This window comes from Actinopolyspora lacussalsi (assembly GCA_030803735.1).
GTDB lineage: Bacteria > Actinomycetota > Actinomycetes > Mycobacteriales > Pseudonocardiaceae > Actinopolyspora > Actinopolyspora lacussalsi.
The window spans coordinates 3,752,804-3,766,276 of record JAURUC010000001.1; the positions used below are offsets into that span (position 1 = coordinate 3,752,804).

The following is a 13,473-nucleotide window of genomic DNA, read 5'->3' on the forward strand; positions in this document are numbered from 1 at the left end:
TGTGTTTCGTTCCCGAGGGAGGCGCGGACCACGCCGGTGGGCACGCGGGGCCACCCAGGCTGGGGCACACCGGCTGCGACAAGCTAGGCTGACCTGCCGTGATCGACCTGAAGACGCTGCGCGAGGATCCCGACGCCGTGCGCGCTTCGCAGCGCGCCCGCGGGGAGGACTCCGCTCTGGTGGATGCACTGCTCGCCGCCGACGAGCGGCGCAGGTCAGCGGTGGCCGGCGCCGACGAGCTGCGTGCCGAGCAGAAGCGGATGGGCAAGGAAGTCGGCAAGTCGTCGGGCGAGCAACGCGACCGTCTGCTCGCCGAGGCGAAGGAGCTCGCCAACAGGGTCAAGGAGGCCGAGGCCGAGCAGACCGCCGCCGACGCCGAACTGGAACGGGCGCAGCGGGCCGTTTCCAACATCATCGAACCCGAGACCCCGCACGGGGGCGAGCAGGACTACGTCGTGCTCAAGCACGTCGGCACGCCGCCCGAGTTCGACTTCGGGATCGCCGATCACCTCGAACTGGGGATCTCGCTGGGCGCGTTGGACATGGAGCGCGGGGCCAAGGTCTCCGGGGCGCGGTTCTACTTCCTCACCGGTGTGGGGGCCCAACTCGAACTGGCACTGCTCAACATGGCCGCGGCCAGCGCCACCGCGGCCGGTTTCACGCTGACCGTGCCGCCGGTGCTGGTTCGCCCCGAGGTCATGGAGGGAACCGGTTTCCTGGGGGCGCACTCCGACGAGGTCTACCGGCTGGAGCAGGACGACCTGTACCTGGTCGGCACCTCCGAGGTCCCGCTGGCCGGTTACCACCAGGGCGAGATCCTCGACTTCACGGCGGGCCCGCGTCGCTACGCCGGTTGGTCCACCTGCTTCCGCAGGGAAGCGGGTTCCTACGGGAAGGACACCCGCGGCATCATCCGGGTGCACCAGTTCAACAAGCTGGAGATGTTCTCCTACTGCCCGCCGGAGCAGGCCCGCGAGGAGCACGAGCGGCTGCTGGCGCTGGAGGAGGAGATGCTGGGCAAACTCGAACTGTCCTACCGGGTGATCGACACCGCCGCCGGCGACCTCGGCGACAGCGCCGCCCGCAAGTTCGACTGCGAGGCGTGGATCCCCAGTCAGGGGGAGTACCGCGAACTCACCTCCACCTCCAACTGCACCACGTTCCAGGCACGGCGGCTGAACGTCCGCCACCGCGACGCGGACGGGGCGAACCGGATCGCGGCCACGCTCAACGGGACACTGGCCACCACCCGTTGGATCGTGGCAATCCTGGAGAACCACCAGCTGTCCGACGGCTCGGTTCGGGTACCGGAGGGGTTGCGCCCCTTCATGGGCGGTATCGAGGTCCTGACCCCGTAGCCGCTACCCGGCGCCGAACCTCCCGCCGCCAGCTGCGGGCGGGAGGTTCCGCCGGGAAAATCTCGGGCAGGCCGAACTCGGTCTCCTGCCCTCACCCGGTGGTGGCGGGTTGCGTGACCCGCTCCGCCGTTCCCTTCTCCAGCGTCACCCGTACGCAGGCCGCGGCCAGCCGGGCCAGGTCCTCCTCGTCGACGAGTTCGGCGAGTTCCTCGGCACCTCCCGGCAGACCGACCCGCCGCGCGCCGGTCAGGGCCTTCTTGTCGAAGTAGGGGCGCAGCTCCGGCCACACCGCCTGTGCCTCGCGGCAGAAGATGTCGGCCCCCACCGGCCCCAGCTTCGGGATCCGTCGCAGCGATTTCCGCAGCGCGTCGGCGTCCCCGTCCGCCTCCGCACGCATCTCGCGCGGATCGCCCGAGTACTCGTCCCGCAGCAGTTCCGCTCCCTGGCCGAGGGCGGTGGCGGTGCTCTCGTCATAGCGGACGTAGTGCCCACGTCCCAGCGCGTCCACCCGTTGCTGCCAGGTGGCACGCAGCATCCGTTCGGGCGTGTCGAACTCGGCGAGCTCGCGATTGGCGGCCACCGCGATCTCGGCCTTGATCCGGGTGGACAGCAGCACCGACAGCACCAGCAGCCGGTACAGCGGTTCCGGTCGGTTCCGCAGCGTGATGTCCGCCTGCGCGGCGTAGGTCGTGCCCGCCACGTCCAACAGGCGGCGGGCCGTGGTTCGTGTCGTCATGGGTCGGGTTCTTCCGACGGCGAGGTTGTCGCTTCCGAGCGTTTCGCGTTCCGTTCGGCGGGTACCCGGCACGAGCCGTCGGTATTCCGCGTCGTTCCGCCTCGCGGGCAGCGGTTCGCACGGCAGCGGTTCGCACGGCAGCGGGTCACACCGCAGCGGGTCAGTGCTCCTTCAGGCCGGGCAGCACCTCCGATGCGATCTCCTCCAGCACCGACTCCTGCCCAGCGAACGGTGCCTCCGTCCGGGGCCAGTGCACGATCACGTCGGTGAACCCCAGTTCGCCCGCTCTGCCCAGCACGTCCCTGAAGCGCTCGACGCTGCTGAGCGAGTAGACCGAGCCGGCGTCGGCGTTCAGGTAGCGCGGCACCCTTCCCGGCACGCGCCCCCGCTCCCGCAGTACTTCCTCGAAACGTTCCGTGTTGTCCCGCAGCGACCGCCACCACGCCTCATCGCCGGTCACTTCCGCGCCCGATCCGCGGCCGTTCGTCACCCACCCGTTGCCGAACCGCGCGGCGAGGCGCATCGCGCGGGTTCCCTCCGCGGCCACCACGAACGGGACACGCGGTGTCTGGACGCAGCCGGGGGAGCGGCGCGCCTCCACCGCCGAGTAGTACTTGCCGTCGGAACTGACGTTGTCGTTGGTGAGGATCGAGTCCAGCAGCTCGGTGAACTCCCCGAAACGCTCGACCCGATCGGAGATGGACAAGGGCTCGGTTCCGAACACCCGCTCGTCGAAACCGCTGCTTCCCGAGCCGAGGCCGAGCAGGAAGCGGCCGTCGCTGACATCGTCCAGCGCGGTCACCTCGCGGGCGAAATGCACCGGGTGTCGGAAATTCGGGGAACTCACCAGCGTGCCCAGCTTGATCCGGGAGGTCACGGTGGCCGCCGCCGTGAGGGTGGGAACCGCGTCGAACCACGGTTTGTCCACCAACGATCTCCAACCCACGTGATCGTAGGTCCAGGCGTGGTCGAAGCCGTACTCCTCCGCCATACGCCAGAGCGGCTCCGCGGCCCACCAACGGTGTTCGGGCAGAATCACTATCCCAACGCGCACACTCGTGACCGTATACGTTCATGCCGCTCCGCTACGAGAGGTAGGCACGGCGTAGGCGGCATGTGCCATGAAAGTGGTGCGCATCGCGTCCCGATAACCGGTTCGGCACGGCAGAATGGTCTGGTGCGCAGACCATCCCTTGTCGCTTCCGACGTCGACGGAACCCTGCTGGACCCGGCGGAGCGGGTCAGCGAACGCACCGCGCGCGCCGCGTGCGGCGTTCATGACTCCGGAACCCCGTTCGTGCTGGTCACCGGTCGTCCACCTCGCTGGGTCCCGCGGATCGTCGCCGGTCTCGGCGTGGCCGGGGCGGTGGTGTGCTCCAACGGGGCGGTGCTCTACGACGCGGCGGCGGACCGGGTGCTGCACAGTACGGCGATCGACCCGACGACCCTGCGGGAGGTGACCGGCGAGCTGCGCGACGCCTTACCGGGTTGTTCCTTCGGGGTGGAGCGTTCCACCAGCGGCGCGCACGACCGGTTGGACCAGCAGTTCATCGCCGAGTCCGCGTTCCACCGCTGCTGGCCCAACCCGGACCTGCGCATCGCTGCGCGGGACGAGCTGGTCGGTGTGCCGGTGGTGAAGCTGCTGGTCATGCACGAGCGGATGACCAGTGCCGAGATGGCGCCCGTCGCGGAGGAAGTGATCGGAGGACGGCTGGGGGTCACCTACTCCACCGGCGCCGGGTTGCTGGAGCTGTCCGCGCCGGGCGTGAACAAGGCGGCGGGGCTCGCGCGAGTGGCCGAGCAGCTGGCGGCTGATCCCCGCGACGTCATCGCGTTCGGCGACATGCCCAACGACATCCCCATGCTGGAGTGGGTGGGGCACGGCGTGGCGGTCGGCAACGCACACCCCGATGTTCGCCAGGTCGCCGACGAGGTGACCACGAGCAACACCCACGACGGGGTGGCAACCGTGCTCGAACGCTGGTGGTGACCTCCTGCTGTCGGCGGCGCGGTTTGCGTGGCGGTGCGGGTGGCGGAGCCTCTGGCACGGCTCTCGCTGCGGGTGCCCCGACATCGGGTAGCGACCTACACAACGTCGGGGCCGTCCTCGCGAGAGCCGCACCGGAGAACCCGCGGCGGTGCCGGTGGCGAGAGCGGTCGGAGCGCGGCCCGTGGAAGTGGTCGGAGCGCGGCGCTGCGTCGTAGCGGCGCGGCGATTTCGCGAGAAATTGACGCCCCAGTGCGGCGGTGCGGCCTCGTGTGCGTAGATTTCCCACGAAATCGCGGAGGCCGCTACCGGAGTCGGGCCAGTCGGGCCTCACCGCAGCGAGAGCCCGCGAGAGGTTCCGTCACCCGCATCGCTACGCGAATCGACCACGGATCATCCGGCCGAGGCCTGTCTGATGGTGTCCATCCGGGCGTGGACGTTGTCACCGGGGCAGGCGGTCTCGCCGACGTCGCGGTGGGTGAAAATCCTGGGCAACGTGACCGAGGTGCCCTCGGGGTACTTGTTTCCCCTGCCTCCCCCGGACACCAGCGTGGTCTGCCCCAACGGATCACGACCGACGGTGCCGAGCTTCCAGCCCGCGATCCTTCCGGTCGAACGCAGCGCGCTCTCGGTCGGGTAGGCGGTCTCGAAGTTGCCGATCAGCGCCACCCCGAAGGTCTGACCGTTGAATCCCTGGGTGTGGCCACCCACGACGTGGCGTCGCAGTCCGTCGGTACGTCCGGCGAAGATCGTGCCGCACTTGTCCACCAGCGCGTGGTAGCCGATGTCGCCCCACCCGAGCTCCACGGCGTGATAGTGATACAGCCCCCGGACCACCTCGGCGGAGCGCGCGCAGGTGTAGTCGTTCGTCTCCACGGTGTGGTGCACGATCGCCGCCCGCGTGGTGGCCGAGTACTCCGGTGGCCAGCGCATCATGCTCTCGTCGGCGCCCCACTCCGCGCGGGTCACCACCGGCGGCCGTGCGGTCCGCCGCTCGGTTTCCGAACGCACCGGCTCCGTGCCCGGCGTGATCGCGATCAGTTCCAGCTCCCCGGTCACGTGCTCGCCCGCCCGAACCGCGCGTATCCGGATGCGGGAGCTCGGCCCGGTCCACCAGGCACCGCTCGCGCCCGCCGCGCCGGACACATCGCTGCCGCCGTGCCCGGAGGAACCCAGTGGCGACAGCTCGTGCCAGGAGCTCCAGCGCCCGTCCTGCCGGTACTGTGCCGTTGTCCGGTCCGGGGCTTTCCCGTCCCAGGTGACAGCGACCATGCTGAACCGCTTTCGGGTCCGCACCGTGCGTATGCCCGGTGAGTCCCGTGCTCCCGGTGCCTCGGACAGTGACCGGTGCACCGCCGTGGTCTCTCCGCGAGTCGGACTCGATCGTTCCGTGGTCGAACCGGCGGCACCGGTGGTCAGCAGTGTGGTCGTGGCCAGTGCGATGGTTCCGACGATTAAGCCGCGGAGCATAAGTCGCCTCGCTCACATTGTCGGGAGCCCCGGAGGGTGGTCTTCGATGTGAGTTGTTCACACCTTCGCGGGGCAGTATGCGACCCGATAACTTCACGCGCCCGGCGAAGCCTCGTTATCCGAAACCACGATCGCGAAACCGACACGATCAGTCGCTGATGGCACGCGGTTTCGGCACCCGATCGGTCTAACGCTACCCTCGCGGCTGTGAGCTTCGGAGGTTATGACCTGATAATCGTAGGTTCCGGATTTTTCGGACTTACGATCGCTGAACGCGCCGCCACCCAGTTGGACAAGCGAGTACTGCTGCTGGAGCGAAGGCACCACATAGGTGGTAACGCCTACTCCGAGGCCGAGCCGGAAACCGGCATCGAGGTGCATCGTTACGGTGCGCATCTGTTCCACACCTCGAACAAGCGCGTGTGGGACTACGTCAACCGCTTCACCGACTTCACCGACTACCAACACCGGGTCTTCACCCGGTACCAGGGACAGATCTACTCCTTCCCGATGAACCTCGGGCTGATCTGCCAGTTCTTCGGACGTGCCTTCACCCCCGACGAGGCGAAGGCGCTGGTCGCGGAGCAGGCTGCCGAGATCGAGACCGCCGACGCCAAGAATCTGGAGGAGAAGGCGATCTCGCTGATCGGTCGTCCGCTCTACGAGGCGTTCGTGCGCGGTTACACCGCCAAGCAGTGGCAGACCGATCCCAAGGAACTGCCCGCTGCCAACATCACTCGACTGCCGGTGCGCTACAACTTCAACAATCGCTACTTCAGCGACACCTACGAAGGTCTGCCGGTGGACGGTTACACCGCCTGGCTGCGTCGGATGGCCGATCACCCCAACATCGAGGTGCGGCTGGAGACCGACTACTTCGACGTGCGCGACCAGTTGCCCGACGTTCCGGTCGTCTACACCGGTCCGTTGGACGGTTACTTCGACTACTCCGAGGGTGAGCTCGGCTGGCGAACCCTCGATTTCGAGACCGAGGTCGTGCGAACGGGTGACTTCCAGGGCACGCCGGTGTTGAACTACGCCGACGAGGAGATCCCTTACACGCGGATCCACGAATTCCGGCACTTCCATCCGGAGCGCGATTACTATCCCAATGACAAGACCGTGATCGTTCGGGAGTACTCGCGGTTCGCGGAGAGTGGTGACGAGCCCTACTACCCGATCAACACGGCCGAGGACCGGGCGAAGCTGGAAGCCTACCGTGATTTGGCCAAACGGGAGGCGAAGGAGCGCAAGGTGCTCTTCGGCGGCAGGTTGGGCACTTACAAGTACCTGGACATGCACATGGCCATCGGATCCGCGCTGAGCATGTTCGACAACAAGGTTTACCCCTACTTCACCGAGGGCCGCTCGCTGGACGGCTCGATGGAGGACTGACGTGACTGACCGGACTTCTCCGACCGAGCCTGACCTGGCCGAGTCGGATCAGTTGGAGCAGGACGCCGCGGAGCGGAACTCCTCGGAACAGGACACGACGGCTTCCGGGACGGAGAGTGACTCCGCGCACGCCGTGGGTGAGAGCAAGCTCGCCGACTCGGCCACGGTCCGTACCGGCGGCAAGCGGATCGGGGCGGAACAGGTGCTGCAGCGGGTGTTGCTCCCCCGCCCGGAGGACCCGATGGACGCCCGTCCGCTCTACCTCGACGAGCCGGAAGCCGCTTCGCAGCACGCCACCGTGTTGTCCCGCCGATCGCTGCGTGCTCCGGTACACACCAACATCTCGTTCGCCTCGTACTTCAACGCGTTCCCCGCCAGTTACTGGAAACGCTGGACGAAGCTGAACGAGGTCGTGCTGCGGCTCAAGGTTCGTGGCTCGGGCAGGCTGGACGTTTACCGCTCCAAGCCGAACGGTGACATCGTGCACCTGGAGGGGACGGCCGTATCCAGTCCGAAGTCCTGGCGTCGGCTGGAGTTCCGCATCTCGCTCAAGCCCTTCGAGGACGGCGGCTGGATCTGGTTCGACCTGTTCACCAACGAGGGTGACATCGAACTCGACGAGGCGGCCTGGACCACCGACCTCAAACTGCCGAAGCAGCGGGTGGTGGTGGGGACGACCACCATGCGCCCGGAGGACTGCGTGCAGACACTGCAGACGCTGGGTGAGGACTCGCAGGTCCTCGATCTCGTCGAACGTGTGGTGGTGGCCGACCAGGGGGCGCAGAAGATCCGCGAGACCGAGGGCTTCGACGAGGCCGCTCGTCGGATCGGCGACAAGCTCCACGTCATCGAACAGCCCAACCTCGGTGGTTCCGGTGGGTTCACCCGCGTGATGTACGAGGGGATCTACAACTCCGACGCCGAACAAGTGATGCTGTTCGACGACGACATCGCGTTGGAACCCGACGGCGTCCTGCGCTCCAACGCCTTCGCGCGTGCGTCGGTGCAGCCTGTGGTCGTCGGTGGGCACATGCTCAATCTCCAGGCCAGGTCACGGCTGCACACGATGGGCGAGGTCGTCGATCTCGGTGCAGCGATGTGGCGTGCCGCACCCGGAGCCGCCACCGATCACGACTTCGCCCAGTACCCGCTGCGCAAGAGCAGGAAGCTGCACAAGCTCATCCACTCCACCTACAACGGGTGGTGGATGTGCCTGTTCCCGAGGGAGGTCATCGAGCGGACGGGTCTGCCACTGCCGCTCTTCCTCAAGTGGGACGACGCCGAGTATCACCTGCGCGCGGGCGAACGCGGTTATCCGACCGTCTCGTTGCCCGGGGCCGCCGTCTGGCACATGCCCTGGACCGACAAGAACGACGCGACGGACTGGACGGCCTATTTCCACACTCGCAACAGGCTCATCCTCGCCGCGCTGCACAGCCCGGACGACGTGCGCAAGAACCTGGTCAAGCAGAGCCTGAAGCTCACGCTGCGACACCTGTTCTCCATGGAGTACTCCACGGTCGCGGTGCAGCTCAAGGCCGTCGAGGACTTCATGGCCGGGCCCGAGGGGCTCTTCGACAGCCTGCGAACCGCCTTACCGGAGGTCCGCAAGCTGCGTGAGCACTACTCCGACGCACAGACCTACTCCTCCGCCCGGGAACTACCGACTCCCTCCGCCAATCCCGCCATGGCCGAAGCGCTGTTGGACCCGCCGGTACACCCGGTGCGGATAGCCAAGCGTGCCTCCCAGGCGTTGCTGCACAACCTCAAGGCCCCCGATCCGAACGCCAAGCAACGGCCGCAGCTGAACATCCCGTCCTCGAACGCGCTCTGGTTCCTGCTCGGTGCGCTGGACAGTGCCACCGTATCCACCGCGGACGGGAGCGGTACCGTGTTCCGGCGACGTGACCCGGACGAGTTCCGCAGGCTCGGCAGGCGGGCTCTGGCCGACTACCGCAAGCTCGTCAGTGAGTGGCCCCGGTTGCGTGACGCATACCGCCAGGCGCTGCCGGAACTGACCAGTCCGGAGTCCTGGAAGCGGATGTACGAGTGATTCGAAGTGAACCCGAGTGTCGGGCACTGTCGGCTGCGCGGATCCGGGACCGGAACACCGGTCCCGGACGGGCGCCCGGAGTGGACGCACCTCGGCAGGAGAGGGAGCCGGAGACGAAGTGGACGCAGAGCTGACCACCGTGGCCACCGAGCCGACGGGGCCGGAGCAGGCCACGGAGGAGAAACCGCCCGCTGCGGTCACGGCCGAGACCACCGCGGTGCGCCGTGTCCAGAGCGTGCTGGCGGAACGGCCGGTCGTTACCGTTGCCAAGGGTATGTCCAAATTCGGTGACCACGCACTCGGCTGGTTGGCGGTCGGGGCGGTCGGGGCGATCACGGACCGCCGCCGTCGTCGTGAGTGGGTGTTGGCGGCGGCCGGTGTCGCCGCTTCGCACGGTGCCTCGATCGCGGTCAAGCGTCTTGTGCGGCGCCAACGCCCCGGGGATCCGGGTATCCGGGTGCTGGTCGACACCCCCAGCCGGTTGAGTTTCCCCTCCTCGCACGCCACTTCGACGACCACGGCCGCGATTCTCTACGGCAGGTTGCTCGGACGCGGGCTGGGGCCGGTGGTGGTGCCGCCGATGATGGTCAGCCGCCTGGTGCTCGGTGTTCACTATCCGAGTGACGTGCTCGTCGGCTCGGGGCTCGGTGGTGCGGTCGCACTGGGCGTACGTCGATACGTCGAGCGGCGGAGGAACCGTGGCTGACAGGAACGAGGTCGATTCACGGTCCCCGGAGGAGAGCACTCCGGGAACCAACGACGGACAGCGGTCCGAACGGTCGGTGACGACCCCCGCTTCCGGTGGCGGCGTCGACACCGCCACCACCGAACGGGAAGCCGAGACCGAACGTGATGCCGAGCCCTCGACCGCCGATGCGGACCCCGCGGGCACCGAGGAGGCCGTGCGGGCCGACTCCGAAGGACTGATCGGTTCGGAGGCGGGTGGTGAGGCCGGTGCGTTGGAGGACCGGTTCACCGGAGGCACGGCGACCACGGACTCGGCGGGGGAAACGACCGCCGAGGGATCGCGCCAGGACAAGTCCTCGGACGCCTACCACGCGAGGGTGGTCGCCGCCGCGGGAACTCCGACCGGGCTGTTCAACGGCCTGCTCAAGGAACTGCGGCCGAAGCAGTGGGTCAAGAACATCCTGGTGCTGGCCGCACCGTTCAGCGCGGGCGAGCTGTGGGCGGTTCCGACCCTGCTCGACGCGGCCGTGGCCTTCGTGGTCTTCTCGATGGCCGCTTCGGGAATCTACTTCATCAACGACGCTCTCGACGTCGAGTCGGACCGGGCGCACCCGACCAAACGAAACCGGCCGATCGCGGCGGGGTTGATTCCGCTGCCGGTGGCCTACGCGGTGTGCGGGTTGCTGCTGGTCGGCTCACTGGTCATATCCGGCCTGATGAGCATGGGGCTGTTGGCGGTGATGGCCGTCTACGTCGCCGTGCAGCTCGGCTACTGCTTCGGACTCAAGCACCAGCCGGTGATCGACCTGTGCATAGTGGCCTCCGGCTTCCTGCTGCGCGCGGTGGCGGGTGGCGCCGCCGCCGGGCTGGAGATCACCCAGTGGTTCTACATCGTGGTCGCTTTCGGCTCGCTGTTCATGGTGGCGGGCAAGCGCTACGCGGAGGTCAAGCTCGCCAACGAGACCGGAGCCAAGATCCGCAAGTCGCTGCGGGCCTACTCCGCCTCGTACCTGCGGTTCGTCTGGGCCATCTCGGCCGCGATCATGATCATGTCCTACAGCATGTGGGCCTACGACATCCGGCAGCAGGACAACTCGATCTGGGGAGTGGTGTCGATCATTCCCTTCGTGATCGGCATCCTGCGTTACGCGGTGGACGTGGACAAGGGCGTGGCCGGTGAGCCGGAGGAAGTGGCACTCAAGGACAAGGTGCTGCTGGTACTGTTCGGCATCCTCGCCGGATGCCTCTTCCTCGCCTTCTACCTCTGACAGTCACCGTGAGAGTGGAGTGCGTGGTCGGGTAGCCGTCACGTGAGTCGGCGCCTTGCCGCGTTGGGCCGGCTCTTGAGTAGCGACCTACGCGGCGAGCGGCCCGGCCTCGCAATGCATCCGACTCACGCACCGGGGACACGCGCGCTGCTCACGTGGGAAGGCGAGTGGTGCGGCCTCGCGACTCGGCTGCCGTAGCTGGTTTCGTGGCGGAACCTCTCGCACGGCTCTCGCTGCGGTTCCGGCGACATCGGGTAGCGACCTACACAACGTCTCCGGCGTCCTCGCGAGAGCCGCACGAGAGAACCCGCGGCGGTGCCGACTGCGAGAGCGGTAGGGGTTGAGCACCGGGGACACCCGCGCTGCTTATCCGCACGGTCGCGTACCGACGGGCGGTACCGGGGACGGCGATTTCGCGGGAAATCGACGGCCACCCCAGACCGGACCGCCGTACGCACCGGGCCCTCGCCCAACGGCTCGGCGATTTCGCGGGAAATCGACGCGGGCCGGTGCGGGTACTGTTCACTCTTCCGAGGCGACCTGCAGGGATCGGCCCTCGGTTATCCGCAGCAGCTCGTCGTGGGTGGTGGGAAACACCGTGCGGGGCGTACCGCCCGCTGCCCAGACCCGTTCGTAGTCCGCCAGTGCGCTGTCGACCACCGTCGGCAGCGCTTCGGGATGTCCCAGCGGAGCCACCCCGCCGATCGCCTGACCGGTGGCCCGACGAACCTGCTCCGGCTTGGCGCGGATGAGCGGTTGCCAACCCAGTCGCAGGGCCAGCGCTTCCGTGTCCACCCGGTGACGCCCACTGGTCAGCACCAGGACCGGCTCCTCACCGGAGAGGAAGACCAGGCTGCCCGCGATAGCGCCCGTCTCGCAGCCGAGTGCGGCAGCGGCATCGGCGGCGGTCCTGGTCGATCCCGGCATTTCCCGGATCTCGCCCGGCACACCAACTGCCCGGAGCCGACGGGCTACCTCTTTGCTGCGTTCGGGGAGCATGCTCTCCGAGGACGCGGTCGTCTCCGATTGCACGCGGCGAACCTCCGTACGGTTTTTCGGCGCATTGGGCCGACCTCTCGCGACAGTTCGAACCCTAGCGCACCATACTTCGATCGTGACCGAATCACCCGGGCGTGGTGCCCTTTTCCCGGAGTCGTTGGAGCTGCTGCGCGGGTTGCGCGCCAGCCGCTGGTTCACCGATGCCGAGGTGACCGCGACGGATCTGCGCCGGATACTCGAGGTGGCCCGTTGGACGGGCTCCGCGCGTAATCGCCAACCGTGGCGGGTGCACACCGTTCGCGACGCGGACATTCGTGCCGAACTGGGACGCTGCGGCGACTACGCCCTGCACCTCGCACAGGCACCTGTGGTGCTCCTGCTGGCGTTGGATCGCGGCGGGGCGGACGCCGAGTTCGACGGGGGCAGGTTCGCACAGACGCTCATCGCGGCGGCGGGCGCGTTCGGACTCGGCTGCTGCCCGGCGACGTTCTTCCCCGCGGCCAACGCCGAACGGGCCACCGCGATCGCCGGGTTCGAGGAGCCGTGGTCGGTGCGTACCGGGATCGCGTTGGGTTGGCCCGCGCCGGCGCCTCTCGGCAGATCCGCGATTCCGCAGGGCAGGTTACCGTTGGACGCCCTCTGGTCGGGGGAATGAGCCTGATCGGGGAGTGAGCGCCGTTCGACAGCGGCTCGACGCGGAAGGTGTCGCAGCAAGCAACGGCCACCGGTCCACCAGCGCGAACCGAGCCGCGAACCCTGCCAGTCGTACCTGCCAGTAGTACCTGTCAGTAGTAGGAGTACTCCGGCAGGGGTTGCCCGGAAACCTTGCGCAGCACGTCCGCGACATTCTGCATCCACCACACGGCGAACCGGGCGGGCGTGAGCGGATCGTTCCAGTCCGCGGTCTTGTCGAAGTGCTCGTCGATGGGGGCGCAACCGGGGCCGAGCACGCCGTGTTCCACGCCGTAGGCGATGCGCATGTTCACCAGTACCCAGAACCACGCCTCGACCTGCTCGGCGTTGTGCAGCACCAACCGTTCGCCCGTGGCGGGCAGGGTGCGCAACACGACGTCCGCGTCCTCCCGGAGCCGATTGATCAGATCGGCCTCCAGCCAACCGCGCAACGCGTCGTCGTCCACGGGATCGCACCAACTGTCGCGCAGCGCGCGGAGCATGGTCGAGTCCAGTGGTGTGACCGGCAACGGCAACGAGAGCCGCTCACATAGCCAGTCGTATTCGCGGTATTCGTCCAACCTTCCCTGGACGAGTTCCCGATATCGTGGCAGTGAAGCGCGTAGCCACTTGAACATGGTCGAATCGAACTCAGCGACCAGCGTGTTATCCACAATGGAGCACTTCACGGCCATATCCGAGTCTCCCATCGCCCCGGCCCCGAATCCACAGTCGATTCTCGCAGCCGACTCGACGGGAGTCACAACCGCATCCACGATGCGATAGCGAACGGCGTTCTCCGCCCGTTGCCCGGCCTCCCCCGGCGCTTCCGCGCCGGAGGAGACCAG

General features: G+C 67.7%; 12 protein-coding genes. 7 read left to right on the top strand and 5 right to left on the bottom strand.

Annotated elements, in window-relative coordinates:
- Window positions 1-98 precede the first annotated feature (98 nt).
- Window positions 99-1,358, top strand: a complete 1,260-nt coding sequence (gene serS / locus J2S53_RS16845; RefSeq protein WP_456241774.1) for a serine--tRNA ligase — start codon at window positions 99-101, stop codon at window positions 1,356-1,358.
- A 91-nt stretch (window positions 1,359-1,449) separates the two neighbouring features.
- Here serS and J2S53_RS16850 read toward each other — a convergent pair whose 3' ends face one another.
- Together J2S53_RS16850 and J2S53_RS16855 are read right to left on the bottom strand one after the other, a co-directional pair.
- Window positions 1,450-2,094: an endonuclease gene (locus J2S53_RS16850; protein ID WP_456241775.1), complete on the bottom strand. Its 645-nt coding sequence runs from the start codon at window positions 2,092-2,094 to the stop codon at window positions 1,450-1,452.
- A gap of 160 nt (window positions 2,095-2,254) precedes the next feature.
- Window positions 2,255-3,148 (bottom strand): LLM class flavin-dependent oxidoreductase, encoded by an 894-nt coding sequence (locus J2S53_RS16855; RefSeq protein WP_456241776.1) that lies wholly within the window; start codon window positions 3,146-3,148, stop codon window positions 2,255-2,257.
- A 123-nt stretch (window positions 3,149-3,271) separates the two neighbouring features.
- Between J2S53_RS16855 and J2S53_RS16860 the strand changes: the two genes are divergently transcribed.
- Window positions 3,272-4,084, top strand: coding sequence for an HAD family hydrolase (locus tag J2S53_RS16860; protein WP_456241777.1), 813 nt, complete (start codon window positions 3,272-3,274; stop codon window positions 4,082-4,084).
- A gap of 390 nt (window positions 4,085-4,474) precedes the next feature.
- On the opposite strand, the gene J2S53_RS16865 is transcribed toward J2S53_RS16860, so the two are convergent.
- Window positions 4,475-5,551 (bottom strand): N-acetylmuramoyl-L-alanine amidase, encoded by a 1,077-nt coding sequence (locus J2S53_RS16865; RefSeq protein ID WP_456241778.1) that lies wholly within the window; start codon window positions 5,549-5,551, stop codon window positions 4,475-4,477.
- A gap of 207 nt (window positions 5,552-5,758) precedes the next feature.
- Here J2S53_RS16865 and glf point away from each other — a divergent pair, with 207 nt between their 5' ends.
- The 4 genes from glf to J2S53_RS16885 all read left to right on the top strand — a co-directional run bounded on the left by glf (window position 5,759) and on the right by J2S53_RS16885 (window position 10,954).
- The gene (gene glf, locus J2S53_RS16870) at window positions 5,759-6,946 is read left to right on the top strand and encodes a UDP-galactopyranose mutase (protein WP_092925371.1); all 1,188 of its coding nucleotides are present in this window, start codon (window positions 5,759-5,761) and stop codon (window positions 6,944-6,946) included.
- 133 nt (window positions 6,947-7,079) lie between these two features.
- Entirely contained in the window at window positions 7,080-8,999 is a 1,920-nt protein-coding gene (locus J2S53_RS16875) for a glycosyltransferase (RefSeq protein WP_456242815.1), read from the top strand.
- A 118-nt stretch (window positions 9,000-9,117) separates the two neighbouring features.
- The gene (locus J2S53_RS16880) at window positions 9,118-9,705 is read left to right on the top strand and encodes a phosphatase PAP2 family protein (RefSeq protein ID WP_456241779.1); all 588 of its coding nucleotides are present in this window, start codon (window positions 9,118-9,120) and stop codon (window positions 9,703-9,705) included.
- Window positions 9,698-10,954 (top strand): decaprenyl-phosphate phosphoribosyltransferase, encoded by a 1,257-nt coding sequence (locus tag J2S53_RS16885; RefSeq protein WP_456241780.1) that lies wholly within the window; start codon window positions 9,698-9,700, stop codon window positions 10,952-10,954. The genes J2S53_RS16880 and J2S53_RS16885 overlap by 8 nt, the downstream gene beginning before the upstream one ends.
- A gap of 522 nt (window positions 10,955-11,476) precedes the next feature.
- On the opposite strand, the gene J2S53_RS16890 is transcribed toward J2S53_RS16885, so the two are convergent.
- Window positions 11,477-11,953 (bottom strand): YbaK/EbsC family protein, encoded by a 477-nt coding sequence (locus J2S53_RS16890; protein ID WP_456242816.1) that lies wholly within the window; start codon window positions 11,951-11,953, stop codon window positions 11,477-11,479.
- A 115-nt stretch (window positions 11,954-12,068) separates the two neighbouring features.
- On the opposite strand from J2S53_RS16890, the gene J2S53_RS16895 reads away from it, so the two are divergent.
- Window positions 12,069-12,608, top strand: a complete 540-nt coding sequence (locus tag J2S53_RS16895; protein WP_456241781.1) for a nitroreductase family protein — start codon at window positions 12,069-12,071, stop codon at window positions 12,606-12,608.
- Window positions 12,609-12,738: 130 nt separating this feature from the next.
- Here the strand turns inward: J2S53_RS16895 and J2S53_RS16900 are convergent, their stop codons facing one another.
- Window positions 12,739-13,335 carry a DUF2017 family protein gene (locus tag J2S53_RS16900; RefSeq protein ID WP_456241782.1) on the bottom strand — a complete coding sequence of 199 codons (597 nt, stop codon included), beginning with the start codon at window positions 13,333-13,335 and terminating at the stop codon, window positions 12,739-12,741.
- Between the last annotated feature and the right edge of the window lie 138 nt (window positions 13,336-13,473).

Excerpts from the sequence above, each read along its gene's own strand:
- J2S53_RS16850 (WP_456241775.1), bottom strand. The coding sequence starts at position 2,094 with ATGACGACACGAACCACGGCCCGCCGCCTGTTGGACGTGGCGGGCACG.
- J2S53_RS16865 (WP_456241778.1), bottom strand. The coding sequence starts at position 5,551 with ATGCTCCGCGGCTTAATCGTCGGAACCATCGCACTGGCCACGACCACA.
- J2S53_RS16890 (WP_456242816.1), bottom strand. The coding sequence starts at position 11,953 with ATGCTCCCCGAACGCAGCAAAGAGGTAGCCCGTCGGCTCCGGGCAGTT.
- J2S53_RS16900 (WP_456241782.1), bottom strand. The coding sequence starts at position 13,335 with ATGGGAGACTCGGATATGGCCGTGAAGTGCTCCATTGTGGATAACACG.